This window comes from Epilithonimonas arachidiradicis (assembly GCF_003610695.1).
Classification (GTDB): Bacteria; Bacteroidota; Bacteroidia; order Flavobacteriales; family Weeksellaceae; genus Epilithonimonas; species Epilithonimonas arachidiradicis.
In genome coordinates this window covers 60,902-84,914 of the sequence record NZ_RAQH01000006.1, presented here as the reverse complement: position 1 = coordinate 84,914, position 24,013 = coordinate 60,902, and the positions used below count along the sequence as shown (strand labels likewise).

Annotated in this window: 26 protein-coding genes and 1 tRNA gene; 10 read left to right on the top strand and 17 right to left on the bottom strand. The window is 35.7% G+C overall.

Annotated features, from left to right (window positions below):
- The first annotated feature begins 109 nt into the window (after window positions 1-109).
- A complete protein-coding gene (locus tag BXY58_RS10860; protein WP_120213884.1) occupies window positions 110-445 on the top strand; it encodes a DUF3276 family protein in 336 nt (111 codons plus the stop codon).
- Between the two features lie 14 nt (window positions 446-459).
- On the opposite strand, the gene BXY58_RS10855 is transcribed toward BXY58_RS10860, so the two are convergent.
- From BXY58_RS10855 to leuS, 11 genes are all read right to left on the bottom strand, one after another.
- On the bottom strand, window positions 460-1,674 hold the full coding sequence (locus BXY58_RS10855; RefSeq protein ID WP_120213883.1) for an ArnT family glycosyltransferase: 1,215 nt from the start codon (window positions 1,672-1,674) through the stop codon (window positions 460-462).
- Between the two features lie 71 nt (window positions 1,675-1,745).
- Window positions 1,746-1,822: transfer RNA gene (locus tag BXY58_RS10850), tRNA-His, on the bottom strand.
- Between the two features lie 33 nt (window positions 1,823-1,855).
- A complete protein-coding gene (gene bshB1 / locus BXY58_RS10845; RefSeq protein WP_120213882.1) occupies window positions 1,856-2,578 on the bottom strand; it encodes a bacillithiol biosynthesis deacetylase BshB1 in 723 nt (240 codons plus the stop codon).
- 86 nt (window positions 2,579-2,664) lie between these two features.
- Window positions 2,665-4,314 carry a tetratricopeptide repeat protein gene (locus tag BXY58_RS10840; protein WP_120214003.1) on the bottom strand — a complete coding sequence of 550 codons (1,650 nt, stop codon included), beginning with the start codon at window positions 4,312-4,314 and terminating at the stop codon, window positions 2,665-2,667.
- Window positions 4,315-4,431: 117 nt separating this feature from the next.
- Window positions 4,432-5,304 (bottom strand): PstS family phosphate ABC transporter substrate-binding protein, encoded by an 873-nt coding sequence (locus BXY58_RS10835; protein ID WP_120214002.1) that lies wholly within the window; start codon window positions 5,302-5,304, stop codon window positions 4,432-4,434.
- 1 nt (window position 5,305) lies between these two features.
- Window positions 5,306-5,491 (bottom strand): C4-dicarboxylate ABC transporter, encoded by a 186-nt coding sequence (locus BXY58_RS10830; RefSeq protein ID WP_120213881.1) that lies wholly within the window; start codon window positions 5,489-5,491, stop codon window positions 5,306-5,308.
- Window positions 5,492-5,561: 70 nt separating this feature from the next.
- Window positions 5,562-6,386, bottom strand: coding sequence for an energy transducer TonB (locus tag BXY58_RS10825; RefSeq protein ID WP_120213880.1), 825 nt, complete (start codon window positions 6,384-6,386; stop codon window positions 5,562-5,564).
- A 32-nt stretch (window positions 6,387-6,418) separates the two neighbouring features.
- Window positions 6,419-6,958, bottom strand: coding sequence for an ExbD/TolR family protein (locus BXY58_RS10820; RefSeq protein WP_120213879.1), 540 nt, complete (start codon window positions 6,956-6,958; stop codon window positions 6,419-6,421).
- 9 nt (window positions 6,959-6,967) lie between these two features.
- Entirely contained in the window at window positions 6,968-7,570 is a 603-nt protein-coding gene (locus BXY58_RS10815; protein WP_120213878.1) for an ExbD/TolR family protein, read from the bottom strand.
- A gap of 83 nt (window positions 7,571-7,653) precedes the next feature.
- On the bottom strand, window positions 7,654-8,517 hold the full coding sequence (locus BXY58_RS10810) for a MotA/TolQ/ExbB proton channel family protein (RefSeq protein ID WP_120213877.1): 864 nt from the start codon (window positions 8,515-8,517) through the stop codon (window positions 7,654-7,656).
- A 286-nt stretch (window positions 8,518-8,803) separates the two neighbouring features.
- Window positions 8,804-11,614 (bottom strand): leucine--tRNA ligase, encoded by a 2,811-nt coding sequence (gene leuS / locus BXY58_RS10805; protein WP_120213876.1) that lies wholly within the window; start codon window positions 11,612-11,614, stop codon window positions 8,804-8,806.
- 410 nt (window positions 11,615-12,024) lie between these two features.
- Here leuS and BXY58_RS10800 point away from each other — a divergent pair, with 410 nt between their 5' ends.
- Window positions 12,025-12,780, top strand: coding sequence for a glycosyltransferase family 2 protein (locus BXY58_RS10800; protein WP_120213875.1), 756 nt, complete (start codon window positions 12,025-12,027; stop codon window positions 12,778-12,780).
- Complete coding sequence (locus BXY58_RS10795) at window positions 12,780-13,406, top strand: deoxyuridine 5'-triphosphate nucleotidohydrolase (RefSeq protein ID WP_120213874.1); 627 nt, start codon at window positions 12,780-12,782, stop codon at window positions 13,404-13,406. Before BXY58_RS10800 ends, BXY58_RS10795 begins: the two co-directional genes overlap by 1 nt.
- A gap of 97 nt (window positions 13,407-13,503) precedes the next feature.
- Here the strand turns inward: BXY58_RS10795 and BXY58_RS10790 are convergent, their stop codons facing one another.
- From BXY58_RS10790 to BXY58_RS10780, 3 genes are read right to left on the bottom strand one after another with little or no spacing between them, the layout of a single operon-like run.
- The gene (locus BXY58_RS10790) at window positions 13,504-14,775 is read right to left on the bottom strand and encodes a 3-deoxy-D-manno-octulosonic acid transferase (protein WP_120213873.1); all 1,272 of its coding nucleotides are present in this window, start codon (window positions 14,773-14,775) and stop codon (window positions 13,504-13,506) included.
- 4 nt (window positions 14,776-14,779) lie between these two features.
- On the bottom strand, window positions 14,780-15,256 hold the full coding sequence (locus BXY58_RS10785) for a DUF1648 domain-containing protein (RefSeq protein ID WP_120213872.1): 477 nt from the start codon (window positions 15,254-15,256) through the stop codon (window positions 14,780-14,782).
- Window positions 15,257-15,266: 10 nt separating this feature from the next.
- Window positions 15,267-15,611: a cupin domain-containing protein gene (locus tag BXY58_RS10780; RefSeq protein ID WP_120213871.1), complete on the bottom strand. Its 345-nt coding sequence runs from the start codon at window positions 15,609-15,611 to the stop codon at window positions 15,267-15,269.
- A gap of 374 nt (window positions 15,612-15,985) precedes the next feature.
- Between BXY58_RS10780 and rpmH the strand changes: the two genes are divergently transcribed.
- Entirely contained in the window at window positions 15,986-16,144 is a 159-nt protein-coding gene (gene rpmH, locus BXY58_RS10775) for a 50S ribosomal protein L34 (protein ID WP_007843334.1), read from the top strand.
- A 136-nt stretch (window positions 16,145-16,280) separates the two neighbouring features.
- The gene (locus tag BXY58_RS10770) at window positions 16,281-16,991 is read left to right on the top strand and encodes a cell division ATP-binding protein FtsE (RefSeq protein WP_120213870.1); all 711 of its coding nucleotides are present in this window, start codon (window positions 16,281-16,283) and stop codon (window positions 16,989-16,991) included.
- A gap of 40 nt (window positions 16,992-17,031) precedes the next feature.
- Here BXY58_RS10770 and BXY58_RS10765 read toward each other — a convergent pair whose 3' ends face one another.
- From BXY58_RS10765 to BXY58_RS10755, 3 genes are read right to left on the bottom strand one after another with little or no spacing between them, the layout of a single operon-like run.
- Entirely contained in the window at window positions 17,032-17,736 is a 705-nt protein-coding gene (locus BXY58_RS10765; protein WP_120213869.1) for a tRNA1(Val) (adenine(37)-N6)-methyltransferase, read from the bottom strand.
- A complete protein-coding gene (locus BXY58_RS10760) occupies window positions 17,737-19,191 on the bottom strand; it encodes a sensor histidine kinase (RefSeq protein WP_120213868.1) in 1,455 nt (484 codons plus the stop codon).
- Entirely contained in the window at window positions 19,178-19,777 is a 600-nt protein-coding gene (locus BXY58_RS10755) for a riboflavin synthase (RefSeq protein WP_120214001.1), read from the bottom strand. Before BXY58_RS10755 ends, BXY58_RS10760 begins: the two co-directional genes overlap by 14 nt.
- A gap of 219 nt (window positions 19,778-19,996) precedes the next feature.
- Between BXY58_RS10755 and pdxA the strand changes: the two genes are divergently transcribed.
- The 5 genes from pdxA to accC all read left to right on the top strand — a co-directional run bounded on the left by pdxA (window position 19,997) and on the right by accC (window position 23,997).
- Window positions 19,997-21,085 carry a 4-hydroxythreonine-4-phosphate dehydrogenase PdxA gene (pdxA, locus tag BXY58_RS10750; RefSeq protein WP_120213867.1) on the top strand — a complete coding sequence of 363 codons (1,089 nt, stop codon included), beginning with the start codon at window positions 19,997-19,999 and terminating at the stop codon, window positions 21,083-21,085.
- Window positions 21,086-21,180: 95 nt separating this feature from the next.
- The gene (locus tag BXY58_RS10745) at window positions 21,181-21,714 is read left to right on the top strand and encodes a YceD family protein (RefSeq protein ID WP_120213866.1); all 534 of its coding nucleotides are present in this window, start codon (window positions 21,181-21,183) and stop codon (window positions 21,712-21,714) included.
- 41 nt (window positions 21,715-21,755) lie between these two features.
- Window positions 21,756-21,959, top strand: coding sequence for a 50S ribosomal protein L32 (gene rpmF / locus BXY58_RS10740; protein WP_076781964.1), 204 nt, complete (start codon window positions 21,756-21,758; stop codon window positions 21,957-21,959).
- 106 nt (window positions 21,960-22,065) lie between these two features.
- Window positions 22,066-22,542, top strand: coding sequence for an acetyl-CoA carboxylase biotin carboxyl carrier protein (gene accB / locus BXY58_RS10735; RefSeq protein ID WP_120213865.1), 477 nt, complete (start codon window positions 22,066-22,068; stop codon window positions 22,540-22,542).
- 96 nt (window positions 22,543-22,638) lie between these two features.
- Window positions 22,639-23,997, top strand: a complete 1,359-nt coding sequence (gene accC, locus BXY58_RS10730; protein ID WP_120213864.1) for an acetyl-CoA carboxylase biotin carboxylase subunit — start codon at window positions 22,639-22,641, stop codon at window positions 23,995-23,997.
- Window positions 23,998-24,013 lie beyond the last annotated feature (16 nt).

The following is a 24,013-nucleotide window of genomic DNA, read 5'->3' as shown; positions in this document are numbered from 1 at the left end:
CAAAATTTTAAGAAAAAAGCGGATTTAACAGATTTTTTTAACAAAATATTTTGAATTTCCGAGAATTCTGTTATATTTGTTAATACAGATTTCTAAAAAATATTTAACAATGAGTGAATTTAAGGAACGACATGAGAATGAGATTTTCACTAAAGTGTTGAAAGCAGGAAGAAGAACTTATTTCTTTGATGTGCGTGAGACAAAGGCGGGTGATTATTATTTGACCATTACAGAAAGTAAGAAAAACTTCGGGGAAAATGGCGAGGCTACTTTTGAAAAACACAAGATCTATCTTTACAAAGAAGATTTCAAAAGTTTTCAGGAATTATTTAATGAATCTACAGATTTTATCATCCAGCAAAAAGGTGAGGATGTAATCTCTGAAAGACACGATAAAGACTTCAAATCCAGATCTTTCACCATAGAGTCGGACGACGAGGTTTAAAGAAAGGCGCATTATTATAAAATGCGCCTTTTTTGTTGTTTATTTGATAATTCAATGATGAAATAAGCTATGAGGATCAGTTGATACCATTCGAAATCCAGTTTAAAACGAATGTTCCCAGCGTGGCCTATCAAATAAGGAAAAGTAAAATTCCCAAAAAAAAGAAGAGAAAAAAAGAAAATATTCCTATCTCTTTTATATAGTAAAACCAAAGCAACAAGGCTTAAGGCATTAATAATCAAAACATACATTTTACGTCCTAAAACAACTGACAGACTATTATCATAAAAATATTTTGGCGGAACGAAATAGAGACAGACAAAATTGCTAACTCCTTTTTTTAAGAAATAATAAGGCTTCCATTCTGTCACTTTTTTCACTTCATTTTTATATATTTTCTCCATTGTCAATTCATCTACTTCATCCCTCATCTGATAAAGATTGTGATCCCTCTGCTTTGATACTAGTTTTAAACTATTCAACAACTGCCCATTTGGTGTAAATCCATAATAAATATTTTGCCAAGCAGGTGTTTTAGATAATATAACCCGATCAAATACCAAATAATTTCTAATGACCCAGGGTGAGTAAAAGATTGCTGCTACTGTAATGAGAAGAATAAATCTTCTTATATTCAGTTTTTTTAAAATAATTAATGCAATGAGCATTAATACAGCCAGTGGAACAATCACAACCTGTGTCAAGAATAAAAGAGCCGTTAAAATACCAAAACTAAAGAGATAAATAGCTGTTTGTTTATTGTTCCATATAGTGAAATAGCAATAAAACCATAGTAATAATATTGAGATAAAAATATTTGTAGCTTCAATATTTGCAGAGTAAACAAAATAAGACGGTGATAACAAGAATAAAAAACCAGCCAAAATTCCTACTTTTTCTTGAGAAAATAGTTTTAGAATACGATAAATGATTATGGGTGAAAAGAAACTCAAAACTGCTTGAAAAATTGCAAGCCCTAAAAGAGCTTTATCGCCCAAGAACCAGATGAAGATGCTTATTAAATAAGGATATACAGGAAGTTTAAATGCCGTTCCCCCTAAATTAAAAAATTCTGAATACTGGTGGTGATTTACTATATTTTTTGCAATTGTAAAATCTTCTATTCCAAATATTTTATCCTGAATTAATAGAATATAAATGATCTTAAGAATTACGACAATTCCACTTGCTTTAAATAGATTTTTAAACGTTAAATATTGTTTGAGCATCTGAATTAAAAAGACTAAGATAGCTAATTCCCATATAAAAAAAGCATCCTTAAATTAAGGATGCTTTTATTTGGGGTGAATGAGGGGTCTCGAACCCCCGACCTTCGGAACCACAATCCGACGCTCTAACCAACTGAGCTACAATCACCGTTTTGCGTGTGCAAATATAGCACTTTCTTTCTTATCCACAAACGATTCCTTCAAAATTTTTGAAAGCTAGTAATTTTTCTGTGGTAAAACCTTCTGCGTATTCGACACCAGAAAGTCTTCCCAGATCTTGCGCCCTGTAAGTCAGGCTCTCCAAAAAATCTTTAGTTGCAATAGGTGTAACCGGCTCATCAGAATCTGGATTATAAAACTGAGTCTTATAAGCTAAACATGCTTCGATCTTTTGGTCCAAAAAACCTGTAATATCCACAACAAAATCTGGCGTCACATTCTTCCATTGTATATAATGAAAAATTTGTTTTGGTCTCCAAACATCTTGTAATATATTATTGTCATAAGTTTCGATCTTTCTTAATCCTGCTAAAAAGCAGGCATCAGAAATCAATTTTGCAGCTTTGGCATGATCCGGATGACGGTCATCAATAGCATTTGCCAGAACAATCTCTGGTTTATATTTTCTGATCTTTTCAACAATTTTTAATTGATATTCTTCAGAATTAGTAAGAAATCCGTCTTTCAATTTTAGATTTTCTCTTATACTAATTCCCATAATATTCGCAGCATTTTTAGCCTCAACAGCTCTGGTTTCTCTTGTACCTCGGGTTCCCAATTCCCCTTCGGTTAGATCAATAATTCCAATTCTTTTTCCTTCAGAGATCAGTTTTACAATAGTCCCGCCACAGCCCAATTCTACATCATCAGGATGAGCTCCTATTGCCAGTATATCACATTTCATATTCAAACTAATTTTATGCAAATTTACTAAAAACAAAACTTCCCAATTTTTAGGATTGGGAAGTTTGATATTTAAATAATTTCAAATTATTTATTTAAAGTTTTCTGAAGATTAATTGCATCTTGGTATGTTGGTTCATATTCCAGAGACTTTGCAATATCCTGCTTAGCTTTTTCCGGATTAGCATCTTTTTCCATATAAGCTATAAAGAAGTAGGCATAACCCAAACTTTGCTTACTAGCCTCGATTTCCGCTGGCTTAACTAGAGAAATGAACTTCTCGTAAGAAGCTTTTGCCATATCATTGTTTCCTGCTTGTTGATAAGCATAACCCTGGCTGTAATAGGCTGGTGCCCAGTCTGGCAAAGCGGATGACATTTTACCCCAGGTTAAGATTGCACCATTCCAATTCTGAACATTCTGATATTCCTGAGCTAATTTGTATAATGCATCAGTATCTTTTGGATTAGCTGCAACTTTAGCCTTCAGCGCTTCGATTTCTGGTGAAGTTGCACCCTGATCTACAGATGCAGCATTGATTCCACCTTTTACTTTAGCCAATTCTTCGTCCCACTTAAGCGTTTCGTCTTTTGCTGCTTTTGCAATAGCTACTTTCTGTTGAGATAATGCTTCTAATTGTGCTTTTTTAGCTGCATCTTTTTCATCTTTAGCCAAACCTGCAGCAATTAGACCTTGTAAACCATCGTCAGAAGGCTGCAATCTGCTCTTATCAACTTTTGACAAAAATGTATTAAGGTTCTCCTGCGCACCTGCATAATCACCATCTCCATATTGGATATACGCTCTCAATCTATATTTGATAGGGTCATCAACTTTATCAAAAACTGAGTTCAAAGTTGTTTTGGCATTTGCATAATCCTCATTTATAAAATACAATTTTGCAATTTCTAATTGCGTATATGGATCTTCATCTGCATATTTGGCGTAGTTGATCAAATTTTGAGTTGCCTCAGCATTTTTCTGATATTTAATATTGAACCCGGCCAAAGCTTTATATGCTGGTGCATAAGTTGGATCTACAGCAATAGCTTTATCTAAATTTTGTTTTGCGTTTTGCCATTGTGCCGCTGACATCCAAAGTGTTCCGATTCTCGTATATACCGCAGCTTTACTTTTCGCAACAGGTAATGCTTTTTCATAGGCTGTTAAAGCTTGTCCAGCAATCTGCGAATTTCCATTAGCTTTCAGTCTATAAGCATCACCTAATGAGTAGTAGTAATTTGCTGGCACACCTGCTTTTTGCGCTTTTTCAATCGCTTTGTTAAGATATGTAATAGCCAGATCCGGAGCATTATTCTTTTCAAACAATGTTAATGCTTCACCAGCTCTGAAAAGTACTTCCGCATCTTTTTCTCTAGAATCTTTTACAATCTGCTGGATCTCTGTAATAGCGGACTTATCACCTTTACCTAACTTTACAGAAGCCAAACCTAACTTGTTCAAATAGCTTTTTGGATCAGCAGCAAGACCTTTGTTAAAACTTTCCTGCGCCTGATCAAAATTAGGTTCGAACTGAGTTAAATTTGCATTTCCCAAATAGAAGTAGTTACTAGCATCTTTAGGGTTTTGATTGATAAGATCTGTAAAATTTTGTTTTGCTTTAGCATACTTCTGACTGTCAACATAATTTACACCTTCCTGGACACTTTGTCCGAAAGATAAATTTGCGAAAAAACCAACCGCAACAGCTAAAGCAATTTTCTTGGATAAATTCATTATATTTTCTGTTTTCATTATTTCTAAAAAAATTAATCAATGGAATGACTGGCAATATTCAGACCATTATTTTGTAAAAAAAAGTTTTTTCTGTTAAAAATTTATTAAAAATAGATTTTATCTCATTTGCACCTCTCTTTTGAATATGTTGTAAGGTTGAAGCCCTTCTTTTTCTACAATAATCTGTCCTAATTGTTGGCAAGAGAATCTGATAAATCCGTTTCCTAATCCATAGTAAGATTCATTAGTCAAAAAGTAGAGAACTCTTGTGAATGGATATGACATATTTCTAAGGTTATCGAGAGAAGCGTCATAGCTTTTACCGGCTTTTGTTATTTTAAGAACTTTGAGTTGCGCTCTTAATTTTTGCGCTTCATCACCAAAAGGACGACTGATCGTATTAAAACTAATCACCCCGATTTTGTCCGGATAATTCTTCAATTGTTCCACTACATTTTCATTGCCGTTGATAATTGAAAATTGAAGATCAGATGGTTTCTTGTTGAATTTTTGAGCAATAAAGTTAAGATTGCTGGAATTAGTTCCATCAAAAATTAACCGTTTTTTATCTGACATTAATTCGTTATTGATTTCGTCCATAGAAATGGATTCCAATGGAGAATCTTTTGGAACCACAAAAAGAACGGCATCTGCAGCAAATTTTGCAGGTTGCCAAGGCAAATCGATTTTGGTATCGAATGCCTTCTTTTCTTCATCAGAAAGCTCACGGGACATCACGACAACTCTGGCCTTTTTATCTAAAAGATCCAGCAAACCTAAATCTTCTTTTTTGATAACAACTTTAATCCTTGTTTCCGGATTAAGAGCCGTATATCTTTCTGCTAAAGCTTCTGTTACACTTTTAAATGATTCATCCGCCTCAAGAATAATCTCACCCTTGTTTGGTGTATCAATTTCCTTAGCTTTTTCTTTTGAACAAGACAAAGCAATAGCAGATATTGCTATTAATAAAAAAAATATCTTTTTCATTTTAATTATCATTTTTAATTCTGAAAACAGCTCGCACGATCCTGAAAATCCCATAAGCTATTAATAGACCACCCAACGGATAAGCAACATTAGGTTCTAGAATAATGATGAAGAATTTATAAAGTATAACAACGATTCCTAAAACAATGTAGAAAACTCCTGTTATCAAAGACAACCAATTAAACATATACAAATCTAATAAAAAAAGAGAAGTTATAAAAACTTCTCTTTTATATAATATATTACAAATTAATCTCTTATTGGAAATTCATTGTAATCGGGAATCTAAATCTAGATCTTACAGGTTGTCCGTTAACCTTACCTGGAGTCCATTTTGTCTTAATTCCTTTAACAGTTGCTTCCGCTTCTCTGTTGAAATCAGAGTTTGACCCGTTGGCTTTTACCTGAGTCAATGTACCATCTTTTTCAACTACGAATGTAACTTCTGTTTTAAGTGTACCTTCACCTTCAAGATTACCAGAATCAAAATTATTCTGAAACTTATTTCTAAAAGAATTAATACCTCCTGGGAATTCAGCTGACTGATCTACCGATTCATAAACTTCGTTGGTCACCGGTTTTACTTCTGCAACTACACCTTTACCAGTTGATGGTGGTGGAGGTGGCGGAGTATAAGTTGGTGTTTTCACACCTTCTTGGTTTTGTAACCCCGTTGTAGTTTCCAACTGTTGAGTAATTGGCGGCGGTGGTGTTTCAATCTTAGGAACTCTCTTAGGTTCTGGAACCACATTCTGAATAACCTCTTGTTTTTCCTCCTCTACTTTTGGTGGTGGTGGAGGTGGTTCCTCCTCTTTAGGTTGCTCTATAATAGGCTCTTCTTCCAAAATGTTAACCAGATTTGCATCCACTTCTACCGCTTCTTTAGCATTCATTTGCTGAATTTTAAGATAGATAAGAGGCGAAACTGCAAGAAGAAGAAAGAAAGCTGTTCCTATTAAAAAAGATCTTGTAAGCAACTTAGGGTAAGTCGCTCTTAGATCATAAGCGCCGTACTCTTTATTTCTATTTTCAAATACTATCTCATCTAATGTAAGATCGTATTTTAAATTATCGTCTGCCATTGTTTATAATTTAAATATGATACTTGTAGAGATTATTCTCCCACTTTCTTTTTATAAACAGCCAGCTCCCAAGGTTTGATATCGGTAACCCCATATCTTTCATTCTTGGTAATAGCCATCTCGTCAAGAATATCTACAAAGTTCTTATATACTGCATCGTCAGTTGGCTTGATAATAACTGTAAATTTGTCTTTATCGGCCGCTCTGACTTTTGCTTGCTCAATTACTTTTCTAATCCCTTCTCTATCATAGTTGGTCTCTACAAGTGTTTCTTCATTAAGACCTGCTTGATCTTGCTGATGATAAAAAACCTTGTTGTCCTTACCTATTATTATTGAAATTGAATTACTAAGCTTAATCTCTGTATCTGGTGGTTTCTGATTTTCCTTTGGTTTTGCCGGAAGACCAAGATCCATTACGTTTGGTTTGCTAAATGTGGTAGTAAACATAAAGAAAGTAATCAAAAGAAAACCTAAGTCTACCATCGGCGTCATATCTACACGGGTATTCTGCTTTTTCGAGCGGACCTTGCCGCCTTTCCCGCTATCCTCTTTTACTTGAACTTCTGCCATTTCTAATGATTATTCAGATTTTTCTTGTGATGTTATCAACCAAAATTTAAGAAAGTCAATATCTCTTAAACCTTCAAACAAACTTTTCACTTTTGGGTACTTTGTTGTGACATCACCTTTAATCGCCAACTTATAGTTAGGATTAACGGCCAAACTTTGTTGAACCCAGTCAATTAACTGTTTGTTTGTACTATCCATAGGAATACCTTCACTAGACTTAAACGCTTTTTGTTTATCTTCTGGAAGATTCAAATAACTTTTAAGTTGTCCCATTGGCACTCCTACCGCCTGCACTTTTGTAAATGCTACCTTTTCTGGATCGGTGAAACTCATTCCGTATTTCTGACCCATTTTATCTAAAAGTTGTATTCTTTCTGTACCGTTTTCAACAGGTTGGAAATAGAACACTCCGTTTTGAGTAACATTAATTGTCATAAGACTTGCATCAGGAAGTAATTTCTCTGATATAGAAGAAGGCGGTTTTATCTGCTCCACATCAGGCTTTTTGAACTGTGTGGTTAATATAAAGAATGTAAGTAGTAGGAACGCAACGTCGCACATCGCCGTCATATCCGTAACCACTCCATGTCTTTTTGGTTTAATTCTCGCCATTTATTTAAATGTCTTTGTTAACTAATTTATGATTTTAAAAATGTAAGATTACATTTTCGTTGGTTTCTAATTGCATCTATTTCTTAGTGAAACTCAGCAAAAGACTGTTGGATACTCATAGAGATTTCGTCAATCTTATAAGTTAAACCATCAATTTTAGAAGTAAAGAAGTTATAAAGAATAATAGCAACTGCAGAAGTACCAATACCTAAAGCTGTGTTCATCAAGGCTTCTGAGATACCGATTGATAATGCCGCAGCATCCGGAGTTCCACCTCCACCACCTAATGCAGCGAACGCTCTGATCATCCCGATTACCGTTCCTAATAGTGCTACCAATGTTGCAACTGTACCTAGAGTAGAAAGAATCATCATATTCTTTTCTAGCATTGGCATCTCAAGCGTTGTAGCTTCTTCGATTGCTTTGTTAAGAGCAGCCATTTTTTGCTCTTTGTCCAGTGTAGTATCTTTAGCTAATGCTTTGTAAGTCGTTAAACCTTCTTTCACAACATTACCTACAGAACCTTGTTGTCTATCGCACTCTTCAAGAGCCTCGTCAATTCTGTTTTGGTTTAATAAACTTCTGATTTTTATCACAAAGTTATCAAGATTACCATTACCCGAAGCCTTGCTCAAAACGAATGCACGCTCTATAGCGAAAACTATTACCGTGATCATGAATGTAATAAGGATAGGTACGATAAACCCTCCCATGTAAACCATCCCAAGACCGTGCGGGTGTAATTCCTTACTTTCGATATCTGCAAATGCAACAGAAGCTACACCTTTGATACGTGGATCATCCTGAAAGTTAGATGGGTTACCACAAATAAATAAAAAAATAGCAATACCTATTAGTAGTAAGATCGGAATAATTACCGCGGGATTAAGACCTCCTTTTTTCTTAGCAACTACTTGCTCATCTGTGTTTGAAACATTCATTTCCATATTAAAACTAAATTATAATTGTTAAATTTTATCGTGTAAAATAAAGTTAAATATTTGAAAAATGCAAAATTATTTTCCGTTTAACTTGTAATTTTTTTATCTACTAAAATAGTAATTTTTAATTATTAATTAAATTAAAACCGTGTTTTTATGAATTCATTATCTCTTTTAGAAACATTAATGGAAGATAATTAAAATTGACTTGCATAAATTACGATTTTAATTTCAATTAATTCCAATGTATAGAATAACAATTTTTCTTAACATTTCTTAAAGAATTCCAAAATCATATAACAATATTAATGATTTTCTTTGGAACAAAAATGAAATTTTTAACTGATTTATCTCCTAAAACCTTCTTGACATCATCATTCGCCATTATTAGTTTTTCAATTTCTTCTTTATCTAAGTCAGCTGCCAATTTGATTTTAAATTTCATCTTGCCATTGAAGCTTACCGGATAATCGATCTCATCTTCAACCAAATAGCTTTCATCAAGAATTGGAAACGGTTCAAATTCAATAGAAGCATTATTTCCCAGCAAATTCCATACCTCTTCGCAAATATGCGGCGCATATGGTGAGATAATAACAGCCAAAGGTTGCAAAATATTGCGTTTATTACATTTTAATTTCTGCAATTCGTTCACAGCAATCATAAAAGATGATACAGAAGTATTGAAAGAGAAATTCTCAATATCGTAAACTACTTTCTTGATTAAAGTATGCAGAACTTTATACTCTTCTTTTGTTGGCTGTTCATCAGAAACAGAAAAATTATCTCCGTCAAAGTATAGATTCCAGAATTTTTTCAAGAAACCGTAAACTCCGCTTAGACCTTGCGTGTTCCAAGGTTTGGATTGTTCTAATGGACCCAAGAACATTTCATACAATCTTAATCCATCTGCTCCATATTCGTTACAGATGTCATCTGGGTTTACGACATTGTAAGTTCTTTTTGACATTTTATCAACTTCCCTTTCGGTAATTAATTTTCCATCTTCAAGAATAAATTCAGCATTATTAAATTCTGGTCGCCAAACTCTAAGTTTTTCAACATCAATTTCATCAGTTGTTCCAATCAACATAGAAATATCAACAGGAATTTTTTGAGTTTGATATTCACTTGCTAGATTTTTTGAAACAATTTTATTTGTTCCGTCAATTCTATGAATTAAAGCACTCATCCCCAAAATCATCCCTTGATTAATCAACTTTTGGAAAGGCTCATTTTGCTCGATATAACCTCTGTCCTTCAAGAACATATTCCAAAAACGAGAATATAACAAATGTCCTGTTGCGTGTTCACTTCCTCCGATGTACAAATCAACTTGTCCCCAATAATCTGACAATTCTTTTTTACAGAAAACATCATCATCATTCGGGTCCATATATCTTAGGAAATACCAAGAACTTCCTGCCCAGCCCGGCATTGTGGATAATTCTAATGGAAAAACAGTTTTATCATCAATCAAATCTGTATCAACAACTTTTTGGTTCGCCTCGTCCCAAGCAAATGTTTTCGCATTTCCTAATGGCGGATCTCCGTCTTCAGTTGGCAAATATTTTTCAACTTCAGGAAGTTCCAAAGGCAAAGCAGAATTTGGCAACGTGTAAGGCATTCCTTCCTTATAATATATAGGAACAGGTTCGCCCCAATATCTTTGTCTTGAGAAAATCGCATCACGCTGTCTGTAATTGATAGTTCCGTGACCGATTCCTTTGTTTTCGATTTCAGCAATTATTTTGGCTTTCGCATCATTATAATTAAGACCATTCAAGAAATCAGAGTTCACACAAACCGAATCTTTAGAATCATAAGCTTCTTCCTGAACATCTATATCAGATTCCACAACTTTGATTATTTCCAAATTAAATTTTTTCGCAAATCTATGGTCACGCTCATCGTGTGCAGGAACCGCCATCACAGCACCGGTTCCATAACCCATCAACACATAATCCGAGATATAAACCGGAATTTTGTTTCCATTAAAAGGATTGATTGCATAACTTCCTGTGAAAGCACCACTCACGTTTTTCACGTCAGCCATTCTATCACGTTCTGTTTTTTTGGAAGTTTCTTCTATATAATTCGCAATTTCCCTTGCTTGTTCTTCGGTTGTTAAATTTTGAACCAAGGGATTTTCCGGCGCCAAAACCATAAAAGTCGCTCCGAAAATTGTATCTGGTCTCGTCGTGAAAACCTCAATTGTTTCTCCATTTTCAGTTGCAAATCTAACTTGTGCTCCTTGAGATTTTCCAATCCAATATTCCTGAGAATCTTTCAAAGGTTGTGGCCAGTCCAGAGTTTTCAAACCTTGTAGCAATCTTTCCGAGTATGCAGAGATTCTCATACTCCACTGCATCATTTTCTTTTGGAAAACAGGAAAACCGCCTCTTTCGGATTTTCCATCTTTTATTTCGTCGTTCGCCAAAACAGTTCCCAATGCAGGACACCAGTTCACCGTCGTTTCCGCTCTGTAAGCCAAGCGATAATTTAATAAGATGGCACCTTTGTCAATTTCAGAAGTATTGTTCCATTCTTCTGCAGTGAAATTAAGTTCTTCATTTTGATTGGCATTTAATCCTTCGCTTCCCTTTTCTTCAAAATGTTTGATTAAGGTTTTGATAGATTCTGCCTTGTCTGTATTTTTATTATACCAAGAATGAAACAACTGAATAAAAATCCATTGCGTCCATTTATAATAAGAAGCGTCTGAAGTTCTCACTTCTCTACTCCAATCGAAAGAGAAACCAATTTTTCTTAATTGCTCCTCGTATCTTGTGATATTTTGTTCAGTCGTAATTGCAGGATGTGTTCCTGTTTGAATTGCATATTGTTCTGCAGGAAGTCCGAAACTATCGTAACCAACCGGATGAAGAACGTTGAAACCCTGATGTCTTTTGTATCTCGCATAGATATCAGAAGCAATATAACCAAGCGGATGTCCCACGTGAAGTCCCGCTCCGGAAGGATAAGGAAACATATCGAGGACGTAGAATTTTGGTTTATCGGTTGAGTCGGAAGTCTTGTAAGTTTGGTTGTCTTCCCAGTATTTCTGCCACTTTTTTTCTATCTGCTGATGGTCGTAAAACATTCTATGAAGTAAGAATTAATAATGAATAATTTTTTTAAGATTCACAAAGTTAAGATTTTGAGAGGAAATGACAATTTTAAATTTTTGGGCAACTTAATCCGCCTGTAGTTTATCCTGAGCTTGTCGAAGGGCTCCCAAACCTAACGAAGTGGTTCATCGATTCCAATTAAAATAAATAAAATTGAGATAAGTCGGGTTGCGGGTTTCAGCCTTCGAATCAACATTTTTTTTTAAACGACGAACAAACACAAATACAAAAGTCTTCGACTCCGCTCAGACTGACAACTTAGAAAAAACGTTAGTACTTAGAGATGTCACACTGAGCGGAGTCGAAGTGTTTTCAGCAAAGAAGTCTTTTCTCTTTATTCTTTTATCTTCATGTCTTTAGTTATCTTTGCAAAAAATCGCAAGTGCCTGAAATTTCCATCATCACACCGAGTTACAATTCTTCAAAATATTTGAACGAGACCATCCAGTCTGTCCTCAATCAAACTTTTCAAGATTGGGAATGGCTGATAACAGATGATTGTTCGACGGATAATTCGGTGGAAATCCTAGAAAAACAAAATGATCCACGAATCAAAGTTTTTAAAGCTGAAAAAAATGGAGGCGCAGGTCACGCAAGAAACATTTCTCTCGAAAATGCTACAGGAAGATTCATCACATTCCTGGATGCCGATGATTTTTGGGAACCGAATTTCCTTGAAGAAATGGTCAACTTTATGAAATCAGAGAATGCGGAATTGGCTTATTCAACTTATTCCCGTTGTGATGAGAATCTAAATCCTACAAAAATTGGCGATTACGAAGCGGATACCATTGTGACTTTTAATAATCTCTTGAAGACTTGCAGATTATCACTTTTAGCATCAATGTACGATTCCAAAAGAGTGGGAAAATTCTATTTTCCGGAAGGTACAAAACGCGAAGACCACGTAATGTGGCTGGAATTGTTGAAGAAAATCCCGCAAGGAAAACCTTTGAAAAAGACTTTATCAAAATACAGAATGCTTCCCAACAGCGTTTCTCGAAATAAATCAAACATAATGAAGGACCAATATTTGGTTTACAAAGATTACATGAAATTTTCAACATTGAAATCTCTTTATTATACAGCCAATTGGGCTTTTAACGGATTTATGAAATATTCAAAATTATTCAACTAATGGAATATTCAAAGGAATTTAAAGCCGCGCTCAGCCAGTTTTCACATTCGGAAAAAGATAAGTTGATTTTCAGATTGCTGAAGAAGGATAAATTACTGTCCAAAAAATTGTATTTCGAACTTATCGATGAGGAAACAACGGATAACAAACGCAACACAATGGAAGCTTATATCCGTGAAAGAATCTTAGAAATATCAAAATACATCGGCAATCCAAAATATTTCCTGGTTTTAGTACGAAAATTAAGCGCTGAAATCACGGAACACGTGAAGGTAACAACGGACAAATTCGGTGAAGTTTATCTGAATCTTCTTTTAGTAAGTAAAATCTTTTCGCACAACGACAAACTTGGCAAACAGAGATTCGATGCGGTTTATAAACTTTACATTTACCTTATCAACAAGATTTTCAAAGCCTTAATTCAAATCAAAAAACTGGACGAAGATTATTGGCTGGAATTCGATGAAATTTTATCCGACATCGATTCCAAAATCCACGAGAATCTCTATCTGGAAAAGCTTTGCATCAATAACGGTTTAGATTTCAACTGGATGAAATGCGAAAATATCCCAGACCATTTTGAATTGATTTTGAAGGAGATAAAAAGTCAGGGATTTTTGAAATAGGATTTTTAACCACAAAGACGCAAAGTTTTCACAAAGAACACAAAAAATACAGCTCAATTCGTTGTGAACTTTGCGACAAGCCTTGTGAGCATAGTGTTTAAGTCGACGATGTTTTGTTCAGAATTTTCTTTACAATTATCTCCGTCGCATCAGGCTGAGAATTCACAAAATTGTAAGCATTTTCGGACATCTGTTTCAGGAAAGATTTCTCTTCATCTTCTGTCTGCGAATCTTTATTAATCAATTCTGTGATAAAAACTGAAGCCGCAACAAAGTCGTCAAAACATTTGGCGCCTTTCGCCTCAATCAGTGTATCTGCCTCCGGGTTCTTTTTGTACTGATTTCCAAAAATCACCGGAACACCATAGACCGCCGCTTCCAGAATATTATGCAAACCCGCCGAATGAAATCCGCCTCCAACAACCGCAAGATCCGCATAAGAATACAATTTGGAAAGTTTCCCGATACTATCTATGATGAGAGTTTGAGAGTTTGAGAGTTCAGGGATATGAGAATTTGTAAGGGAACTGTATAATATAGCATTCGGAAATAATTTCTGCAGATGCGGAACTCTGTGCAAGTCGTGTGAAGCAATGATGAGTTTCGTTTTGGGAAGTTTTTTTGCCACAACCTGAGCAATATCTTCCTCTGCCTGCCAACTGCTTCCGAAGACAATCAGCTTTTGACCCGCTTTGAATTCTTCTATGAATTCCAGGTGATTATCTCTGTCTAAAAATTGTTTCACCCGGTCAAATCGTGTATCACCAGAAACCGTAGAATTGGTCAATCCTATTTTTTTTGCCAAAGCCTGTGATTTGATAGTCTGATGAAAAAACCAGTCGATGTTTTGACGAAGCTGTTTTGCAAACCATTTTCCATAACTTTCAAAAAAAACTTGATGCTCATAAAACAAAGCCGAAATCACATAGATTTTCACGCCCCGATTCTTCAACTCTTCCAGAAGATTGTACCAATAATCATATTTAACCGTGAAGAAAATCTCCGTCTCAAAAGAGGAAACAAAGTCTTTCACATCTTTTTTTCTGTCAAAAGGCAAATAGCAGACAGCATCAGCAATCTGTTTTCTTTTCTTCACATTCTCATAACCGGAAGGTGAAAAAAACGTCACTAGTGTCTTATGTTCCGGGAATTGTTCTTTCAGCTTTTCGAGAACCGGAAGCCCCTGCTCATACTCGCCAAGACTCGCAGCGTGCATCCAAAGTACTTTTTGCCCCTGGATATTGCCCCGAACGATTTTCAGAGATTCTTTTCTCCCTCGGACTCCTTTTTTTGTTTTGGAATCGAAGAGTGAGAAAACTTTCATCCCGAAAATCATTAAGTGAACGAAAAGATTGTATATAGATTTCATTTAATCAACCTTGTAACTTTTGACGTTTTGAAATTTTATAAGAATAAATTAGAAGTCCAACGACAAAAATAAAAACCAAGCCTAGCAAATAATGCATCATCGAACCTAATCCATTGGTCTTTCCTAAAGCATTCTGAATACTTTCATAATTAATATCTGCAAATATCAACATTATTATCAACAATAGAACACTCACCACAAATTCAGTAAGAATAGGATTATCCTTTATATTTTGAGGAATATTAAGTAATGGAAAATCAGGTTTTTTTGAAACATACATTAGAAATAAAAACAAAACTGTGGTTAGGCCCGTTTCAAACCAGATTGTACCTCTTGAACCAAATCCATCAGGAATACCATCAAGATTATAATGAATCGGAACAATTTCCGGCAGTTTCTTAAAATTAACAATTGTAAAAATCCAGATAAAAATCAGAATCAAAAAAGAAATGATTTTCAATACAAAAGAAATGACTTTCATAATTAATTGTCTAGTTTTCTACTGCAAATCTATCATTATTTGTTGAAGGATTCGATATGACGAGAAATTCCAAATTAACATCTGATTGATTTTCTATCAGGTGATTTTTATTTGGCGAGATATGAAATCCCGAATTTTCAGCAACCTCGGAAACTTCTCCATCAACAGTAAACATTGCTTTTCCTTTTAAAATAAAGAAAAATTGTTGGGCATTTTTATGGAAATGCAATTGCTCTTTTGAATTTGGAGGCATCGTTTCCTGCTTAATGGAAAGATTATTTGAGTTAAGCAAAATCCAACTGTCGCAGTTTCCACCCCAGATATAATGTTCTGTATTTTGTTTTGATTTTATCATCGCTTGTTTTTGATTAAGACAAATTTAAAGATTAGAAATTATAAACCGTAATTTTGTCATTCTGAAAGAATCTCAACCGTCTAGATTCCTCCGGAAGACAATATTGGATTTTTGCAAACTGTTGTTTTTATGTTGAATCCGCAGCCCAACTTGAGCGGAAATCCTTTTTATGCAGTGGAGTGAAAAGATTGACTTCGTCGAACCACTTCGTTAGGTTTGGGAGCGGAAGGCGGAAATAGCTGCCATAATTATTGAAATAAACGGGAAGTGAAAAATTAACATAAAAAAGTTTTTAAATATTTGCCACTCAAAATAAAATCCCTATATTTGCAGTCTGAAAATAAAAAGATAATTACGAACTAAATATATTAGTGATGAGTAAAAGAACATTCCAACCATCTGAAAGAAAAAGAAGAAACAAGCACGGTTTCCGTGAAAGAATGTCTACACCAAACGGAAGAAGAGTGTTGGCAGCTAGAAGAGCGAAAGGCAGAAAGAGCTTAACTGTTAGTGCATCTCGCGCTAAGAGATAATTTTCTTTAATTATCATATACAAAAAATGCTTGAAAAATTTTCAAGCATTTTTTGTTGTTAAAATTTCCCAAAAGTAAAAGCGGAAAAATAAGTTTTTGCTATTTTTGACTTTCACAAACTTTCAATTTTCTAATTATGCCGCACAGAAATGATCCGGGTATCGATATTATAGATTTGAGCAATGCTAAGATTGTACAGAAAAACTTTACCGTCCTGAATGATGTTGATCTTCATATCAAAAAAGGAAAATTCTGTTATCTGATCGGGAAAACAGGTTCCGGGAAAAGCTCTCTTCTGAAAGTCCTTTACGGGCAACTTCCCTTGCAAGGCGGAAGCGGACAAGTCGCAGGTTTTGATTTGAAGAAACTGAAACAATCTGACGTTCCAAACCTAAGAAGAAAATTAGGAATTGTTTTCCAGGATTTTCAGCTTTTGCCGGATAGAAATATTGAAAAAAATCTTCTTTTTGTCCTCCAGGCAACCGGCTGGAAAGACAAACACAAAATGGAAGCTAGAATTGATGAAGTCCTGTCCAGCGTTGGGATGAAAACAAAAAAACACAAGATGCCACATCAGCTTTCCGGTGGTGAGCAGCAACGTGCCGCAATCGCAAGAGCTTTGTTAAATCATCCAGAATTGATTCTTGCAGATGAGCCAACAGGAAATCTTGACCCGGAAACGTCAAACGATATTATGACGCTTCTTAAAAATCTGGCGGAAGAAAACCATTGTGCAGTTGTAATGGCGACACACGATTATCATATGATTCAGAATTATCCCGGCGAAGCCATCCGGTGCGAAAACGGACAGGTTTCTGTTCTGGACACAGCGGAATTATTCGAATAAAAAAAACTATTAGTTATAGATAAAAAAGCTCTCTGAAAATTCAGAGAGCTTTTTTGTTGAATATATGGAAATCTTTTGTCAGCTCAAGATATTCATCGGAATAAACTCTTGGTGACTTTTCAATAACAAAATTCTCTTTTTTAGTTCCCGATTGTTGGAATGAATATTCTAAAACTACTCTTTTCGGTTCAGCCGTTTCGATTCCTTTAATAATGACCTTTCTTTTGAGAAACAGATTATTATTAAGACAAATCTGAGTGAATTGTCTTTCGGAATCAATGGGAATAACAACAGAAAACAAACCTTTATCAGAAAGTAATTGTGAAGCTTTTTTGATCAAATCAGAAAAATCCAATTCCAATCTCTGTCTCGCAAGAACATCTTTTTCAGAATTGTTAATTTCAAAATAAGGCGGATTCGAAATAATTAAATCAAATTTTTCCCCGATTTTAAATTGTTTAAAATCCTGAAGTTGACTTTTGATTCTATCGGAAAAAGGAGAATTCAAAAAATTAGTTTGAGAGATATTAACAGCTTCAGAATTAATATCAATGGCTAAGATATTGGCATCCGGATTTCTCTGAGCCAACATCAGAGAAACAATTCCTGTTCCGGTTCCGATTTCCAGAATTTGTTTGGCATCAACGACATCGGATAAAATCCCCAATAAAACCGCATCTGTTCCCACCCGGAAAACATCAGAACTCTGCCGGATGTCGAATTGCTTAAATCGAAACGGTTTCATCTAAAGATTGGAAGGCATTGAAATGGTGAAAATTGCGCCCTTATCAAATGCGGAAACCACTGTAATAGTTCCATTGTAATCTTCAACCATCCGTTTTACCATCGTCAAGCCAATTCCCATTCCGCTGTTTTTTGACGTGAAATTCGGATCGAAAATTTTGTCGAGTTGATCCGCAGAGATTCCTACACCATTATCTTCCACTGTGATTCGGATTCGTTTTTCAATTTTCTCCAGGTCGACATTAATGACCGATTTCCTATCGTCTGCTTTAGCCTGACTGGCGTTGGTTACAAGATTGGTAATAATTCTTGCCAGATAATCCCTGTCGATCTTCATCATTATATCCTCATGATTAGCGTGGACAAAAATATTTTCGTCACTGAAAATCGTCAGCACATTTTTGATTTCTTTATTCAGATTGATCTCTTCATCATGGCGTTTCGGCAATTGTGCAAACTCTGAAAAAGCACTCGCTACTCTACTGATGACATCAATTTGTCCAATGATGACCTCACTCAGGTTTTTGACTTTCGTTTCGTTGTTCGGATCATTGGGATCAAATTTTCTTTCGAAATTCTGCATCATCAGCTTCATCGGTGTCAAAGGATTTTTCACCTCGTGTGCTACCTGCTTCGCCATCTCCTGCCATGCCGATTGCTTTTCGATGTAACTAAGGCGTTCTCTCTGGTCGGCAATCTCGGAGATCATTTTATTATAAGCTTTTACCAATGCACTAAGCTCGTCATTCTTATAATATTTAATCGGCTGGAGATTTTTATCAAACAGATTGATCTTGCTGATCATAGACGTGAAGCGTGTAATTGCTTCGGTCAAGTTATTCGATATGATCCAGCTAAACCAAATACTGAACAATATAATAAGGAGATTAACGCCAATGATGTAAATAAAATACTCTTTGAAAACCTCCATATAAGCACTCTCATTGTGATAATACGGAAAATACACGTAAGCAATATTTTCTAACATATTATTCTTCAACACCATATAAGAAGAGACAATCGTCGCTTTCAGTTTTTCGTCGTAAGCTTTATAATCGTATTGTTTACCGTTTTTCTTGATGGCTTTTATGACGTCCGCAGGCATTTTCTTCTGGGTAACAAGATTCGGTTCTTTGTTAGATAAAAGATAATTACCATTTAAGTCATATATAACAATATCATGCTTGTTGATATCAGCAATTTCGTAGATTTCGTTTTCAAGAATTTTAGGAATATCATAGGTTTCTACCTGAGAATGGCTGAGCGCATAATCCAAAGAAGCCATCAGAGCTTCTGACTTGTTTTGCATATCCGTCTGGCTTTGCTTCTTCGCATTGTCTCTCAAAATTACAAACGACAAAACCGCCGAAGTGATAACACTCAGGAAGCAAATTGCTAAAAATCCAATAAAAACCCTATTTCTTAACCGGTAACCTTTATAATCACTTAATGGCATTTTGCTTTTTCAAAAGTTTCGCAACATATTTCCCTATGATGTCGAATTCCAGATTCACCACATCACCTATTTTCAAATGCTTCATATTTGTAAACTCCCAAGTGTAGGGAATTATTGCAACAGAAAACTTATTTGTATCGCTCTCGGCAACCGTTAAACTCGTCCCGTTTACAGTGATAGAACCTTGTGGAACCGTTGTATATTCTGTAGTTTCTTCGTAAGAAATTGTAATAAAGTAACTTCCATTCTGATCTTCTATATTTTCCACAACTCCGGTCTTGTCAACGTGCCCCTGAACGATATGTCCATCCAATCTTCCTTCGAATTTCAAACAACGTTCCAAATTCACTTCTGTTCCCACATTCCAGTAATTAAGATTGGTTTTTTCCAGCGTTTCGTTGATTGCCGTTACTTTGTAAGAATCGCTGTTGATTTCCACAACAGTCAGGCAACAGCCGTTGTGAGCCAGGCTTTGATCGATTTTCAATTCCTGTGTGAAAGGGCAACTCAATACGAAATCGATATTACTTTCGTTTCTGTCAATTTTCTCAACTTTCCCTGTTGCTTCTATTATTCCTGTAAACATTGTCTTGATTTTTATTGATTTTTTCAGGAGCTTAATCCCGCTTTCCGTTGCAATCTTTTCCTTTTCAAAGAAAAGAAAAAGGATTTCCACTACAATCGGGGCTATAAATGTTACATATTTTACCAACTCCTAATTATAATATGTAAACAAATAGTTACAAAAGTAACCTAAAAAACATAAATTTGTAAAATTCTTTTTAAACGTCTAAGAAAAAACAAAATGAGCTCCAAACATCATAAAATCAGAGTAGGAATTTCAATCGGCGATTTCAACGGCATCGGACCCGAGATTATTCTGAAATCTCTGAAAGACAAAACCATCACCGATTTTTTCACGCCAGTTATATTTGGGTCGGGTAAGTTGTTTACTTATCAGAAAAACATCTTCAAGCTGCAGACGAATTTTAATTATATCAATGCTGCAAAAGAAGCGCAAGGCGGAAAAATCAATATGGTCAATCTTACCAAAGAGAACAGCAATGTAGAATTCGGTGTTCCAACGGAAGAATCCACAAGAATGGCGATTGATTCTCTGGAAGCGGCAACAGAAGCTCTCCTGAAAAATGAAATCGATGTTTTGGTAACCGCTCCCATCAATAAGGACGAGATGATGAAGTACGGCTTTGCTCACGCCGGACACACAGGTTACTTTGAAGAAAAAGCGCAGAAAAAGGCTGTGATGTTTATGGTAACAGAAGACCTGAAAGTTGCCGTTTCCACGCATCACATTCCAGTTGCTGATATTGCAAAAAATATTTCGAAAGAAAAAATAAAGAAACAAATTAGACAATTGATAACAACTTTGAAGGAAGACTTCTGCGTACAAAAACCGAAAATTGCAGTTTTGGGACTTAATCCACACGCTGGTGACGGCGGTGTAATTGGCAAGGAAGAAATCGAAATCATAGAGCCTGCCATCAAAGAACTTTTTGATACTGGCGCTCTGGCTTTTGGTCCCTATCCTGCCGACAGTTTTTTTCAGCCGGAAAAATACAAAGCTTTTGACGCCGTTTTAGCAATGTATCACGACCAGGGATTAGCCCCTTTCAAAACCATTGCTTATGAAGAAGGCGTCAATTATACCGCCGGCTTACCTTTTGTCAGAACTTCGCCGGATCACGGTGTGGCTTATGACATCGCAGGAAAAAACCTGGCTGATGAGACTTCTTTTTCAGAAGCTATTTTCACAGCCATCAAGATTTTTAAGAACAGAAACGAGTATCGGGAACTAATGGAAAATCAACTTCGTCCAAAAGCTATTCACATAAATAATGGTGTGGATGAAGATCTGCCAACCGAAGCTGAATAAAACAAAATATTGGGAGTAAATTTTTGCATTTCAAGTATTTCCAAAAAACATTTTGTTATTTAAAAAAATTAAATTATTTTTGCACACCATTTTTTATGGACAGATTTAGAAACTACGATATTGCTTTTTCTGGTCTTAAAACCGGAAAGCACGATTTCAAATTCGAAATCAATCAGGAGTTCTTTGATTTATTTGAGACTGAACAAGAGTTTTTTAACCCAAAAATTGATGTGAATGTTCACTTGGACAAACACACTACATTTTTGGAATTCTATATCAACGTTTCAGGAACAGTTCAATTGATTTGCGACATTAGCAACGATGAATTTTCTGAAAATATTGAGAATGATTTGAAGGTTCTTGTAAAATTTGGTGAAGAATATGATGACAGTAATGAAGATATTATCACTATTCCACACAAAGATAGCGAGTTCAACATTGCCAATCTTGTATATGAAGCCGTTGTTTTATCGATCCCGATGAAAAAACTGGCGCCATCCGTAAGAGAGAATGATGAGTATCAAAAGCTCCTTGACCAGTACAGTCCAAAAGAAATTGAAGAAGAAGAGGAAGAACAAAGCACCGATCCAAGATGGGAAGCTTTGAAAAAGTTAAAAGACAATAATTAAGTATAACCTATAATTCGTTTGAATTTTTAAAATAATCAACAATGGCACATCCTAAGAGAAGACAGTCGTCTACAAGAAGAGATAAAAGAAGAACTCACTACAAAGCTGTAGCGCCTCAATTGGCAAAAGATGCTACAACTGGTGAATTGCACCTTTATCACAGAGCTCACTGGCACGAAGGAAAACTTTATTACAAAGGAAAAGTTGTACTAGAGAAAACTGTAGAAACAACAGAAGAAAACTAAGATTTATCTTCCGATAATCTTATACACAGCATAAAAAACCACTCGGATTTTATCAATTTGGGTGGTTTTTTATTATATTTGGCGTTCAAAACAATTTAAAAATTTTATGGATATAAAAGACATTCAGAATCTTGTAAGATTTGTTGCAAAGGCAGGTGTTTCCGAAGTAAAGTATAAAAACAAAGACTTCGAAATCTATATCAAAACTCCACTTGGAGGAGAACCTGTAAGCTATGTAACTCCTCAGGTTGCGTACCAGGCTCCTGTTTCTGCACCTGCTGCAAATCCGGTATCTGCTCCTGCTGCAGCTTCTGAAGCAGCAAGCTCTGCTGATGACAGCAAGTATATTACAATCAAGTCTCCAATGATTGGCACTTTCTACAGAAAGCCATCTCCGGATAAAGACGTTTTTGTAAATGTTGGTGATGCTGTAACAGAAGGAAAAGTAGTTTGCGTAATCGAAGCAATGAAGCTTTTCAACCAAATTGAATCAGAGGTTAGCGGAAAAATCGTAAAAATATTGGTTGATGATGCTTCTCCTGTAGAGTACGATCAGCCATTATTCTTAGTTGATCCATCTTAAGGAATTTTAAGGTAAAAAGATTATAAATTTTAGATGAAATTCTTTCGTTTAAAATTAATTTAAAATTCAAAATTTATAATTTAAAATTTCGAACAGATGTTCAAAAAAATATTAATCGCAAACCGTGGTGAGATCGCAATGCGAATCTTGCGTACGGCAAAAGAAATGGGGATCAAAACTGTTGCCGTTTATTCTACAGCAGATAAAGACAGTCTTCACGTGCGTTTTGCAGACGAAGCTGTTTGTATTGGTCCGCCAATGAGTAAGGACTCCTATCTTAAAATCCCCAATATCATTGCTGCTGCAGAGATTACCAATGCAGACGCCATCCATCCAGGTTACGGATTCTTGTCGGAGAATGCGAATTTCTCCAGAATCTGTGCTAAAAACGGAATCAAATTCATCGGAGCAACGCCTGAACAGATCGAAAAGATGGGCGACAAAGCCACGGCTAAGGCAACGATGAAAGCTGCCGGAATCCCTTGCGTTCCCGGTTCTGATGGATTAATCGATTCTTATGAAGATGCTAAGAAAACAGCAAAAGAAATCGGTTATCCTGTAATGATCAAAGCTACCGCTGGTGGTGGCGGAAAAGGAATGAGAGCGGTTTGGAAAGAAGATGATCTTAAAGACCATTGGGATTCTGCCATCCAGGAAGCGGTTGCTGCTTTTGGAAACGGCGGAATGTATATGGAAAAATTGATCGAAGAGCCAAGGCATATTGAGATTCAGGTTGCTGGAGACCAATTTGGAAAAGCTTGTCACCTTTCTGAAAGAGATTGTTCTGTCCAAAGAAGAAATCAAAAATTAATTGAGGAAACGCCTTCTCCTTTTATGACGGACGAGCTTCGTGAAAAAATGGGAGCTGCAGCTGTGAAAGCGGCTGAGTTTATTGGTTATGAAGGTGTTGGAACTATCGAATTTTTGGTAGATAAGCACAGAAATTTCTATTTCATGGAAATGAATACCAGAATCCAGGTTGAGCATCCGATTACTGAACAGGTTGTTGACTACGACTTGATCCGTGAGCAGATTTTGCTAGCATCAGGAACGCCTATCAGCGGAAAAAATTACTATCCGAAGATGCACGCCATCGAATGTAGAATCAATGCTGAAGATCCTTATGCGGATTTCCGTCCATCTCCGGGGAGAATTACTGAACTAAACATTCCTGGTGGTCACGGCGTAAGAGTTGACACACACGTTTATTCTGGATATGCGATCCCACCAAACTATGATTCCATGATTGCAAAGCTGATTGTAACGGCACAGACCAGAGAAGAAGCGATTGCAAAAATGAAACGTGCGCTGGAAGAATTCTATATCGAAGGTGTTAAAACAACCATTCCATTCCACAGACAATTACTGGAAAATGAAGATTTCCTTGCCGGAAATTACACTACGAAATTTATGGAAGATTTTGTTATGGACAGAAGTTTTGACAATCATATCTAAATAATTTCGTACTTAT

Coding starts and splice junctions, on each gene's coding strand:
- BXY58_RS10860 (WP_120213884.1), top strand. CDS start 110: ATGAGTGAATTTAAGGAACGACATGAGAATGAGATTTTCACTAAAGTG.
- BXY58_RS10855 (WP_120213883.1), bottom strand. CDS start 1,674: ATGCTCAAACAATATTTAACGTTTAAAAATCTATTTAAAGCAAGTGGA.
- bshB1 (WP_120213882.1), bottom strand. CDS start 2,578: ATGAAATGTGATATACTGGCAATAGGAGCTCATCCTGATGATGTAGAA.
- BXY58_RS10840 (WP_120214003.1), bottom strand. CDS start 4,314: ATGAATTTATCCAAGAAAATTGCTTTAGCTGTTGCGGTTGGTTTTTTC.
- BXY58_RS10835 (WP_120214002.1), bottom strand. CDS start 5,304: ATGAAAAAGATATTTTTTTTATTAATAGCAATATCTGCTATTGCTTTG.
- BXY58_RS10830 (WP_120213881.1), bottom strand. CDS start 5,491: ATGTTTAATTGGTTGTCTTTGATAACAGGAGTTTTCTACATTGTTTTA.
- BXY58_RS10825 (WP_120213880.1), bottom strand. CDS start 6,386: ATGGCAGACGATAATTTAAAATACGATCTTACATTAGATGAGATAGTA.
- BXY58_RS10820 (WP_120213879.1), bottom strand. CDS start 6,958: ATGGCAGAAGTTCAAGTAAAAGAGGATAGCGGGAAAGGCGGCAAGGTC.
- BXY58_RS10815 (WP_120213878.1), bottom strand. CDS start 7,570: ATGGCGAGAATTAAACCAAAAAGACATGGAGTGGTTACGGATATGACG.
- BXY58_RS10810 (WP_120213877.1), bottom strand. CDS start 8,517: ATGGAAATGAATGTTTCAAACACAGATGAGCAAGTAGTTGCTAAGAAA.
- leuS (WP_120213876.1), bottom strand. CDS start 11,614: ATGTTTTACGACCATCAGCAGATAGAAAAAAAGTGGCAGAAATACTGG.
- BXY58_RS10795 (WP_120213874.1), top strand. CDS start 12,780: ATGGAATATTCAAAGGAATTTAAAGCCGCGCTCAGCCAGTTTTCACAT.
- BXY58_RS10790 (WP_120213873.1), bottom strand. CDS start 14,775: ATGAAATCTATATACAATCTTTTCGTTCACTTAATGATTTTCGGGATG.
- BXY58_RS10785 (WP_120213872.1), bottom strand. CDS start 15,256: ATGAAAGTCATTTCTTTTGTATTGAAAATCATTTCTTTTTTGATTCTG.
- BXY58_RS10780 (WP_120213871.1), bottom strand. CDS start 15,611: ATGATAAAATCAAAACAAAATACAGAACATTATATCTGGGGTGGAAAC.
- rpmH (WP_007843334.1), top strand. CDS start 15,986: ATGAGTAAAAGAACATTCCAACCATCTGAAAGAAAAAGAAGAAACAAG.
- BXY58_RS10770 (WP_120213870.1), top strand. CDS start 16,281: ATGCCGCACAGAAATGATCCGGGTATCGATATTATAGATTTGAGCAAT.
- BXY58_RS10765 (WP_120213869.1), bottom strand. CDS start 17,736: ATGAAACCGTTTCGATTTAAGCAATTCGACATCCGGCAGAGTTCTGAT.
- BXY58_RS10760 (WP_120213868.1), bottom strand. CDS start 19,191: ATGCCATTAAGTGATTATAAAGGTTACCGGTTAAGAAATAGGGTTTTT.
- BXY58_RS10755 (WP_120214001.1), bottom strand. CDS start 19,777: ATGTTTACAGGAATAATAGAAGCAACAGGGAAAGTTGAGAAAATTGAC.
- pdxA (WP_120213867.1), top strand. CDS start 19,997: ATGAGCTCCAAACATCATAAAATCAGAGTAGGAATTTCAATCGGCGAT.
- BXY58_RS10745 (WP_120213866.1), top strand. CDS start 21,181: ATGGACAGATTTAGAAACTACGATATTGCTTTTTCTGGTCTTAAAACC.
- rpmF (WP_076781964.1), top strand. CDS start 21,756: ATGGCACATCCTAAGAGAAGACAGTCGTCTACAAGAAGAGATAAAAGA.
- accB (WP_120213865.1), top strand. CDS start 22,066: ATGGATATAAAAGACATTCAGAATCTTGTAAGATTTGTTGCAAAGGCA.
- accC (WP_120213864.1), top strand. CDS start 22,639: ATGTTCAAAAAAATATTAATCGCAAACCGTGGTGAGATCGCAATGCGA.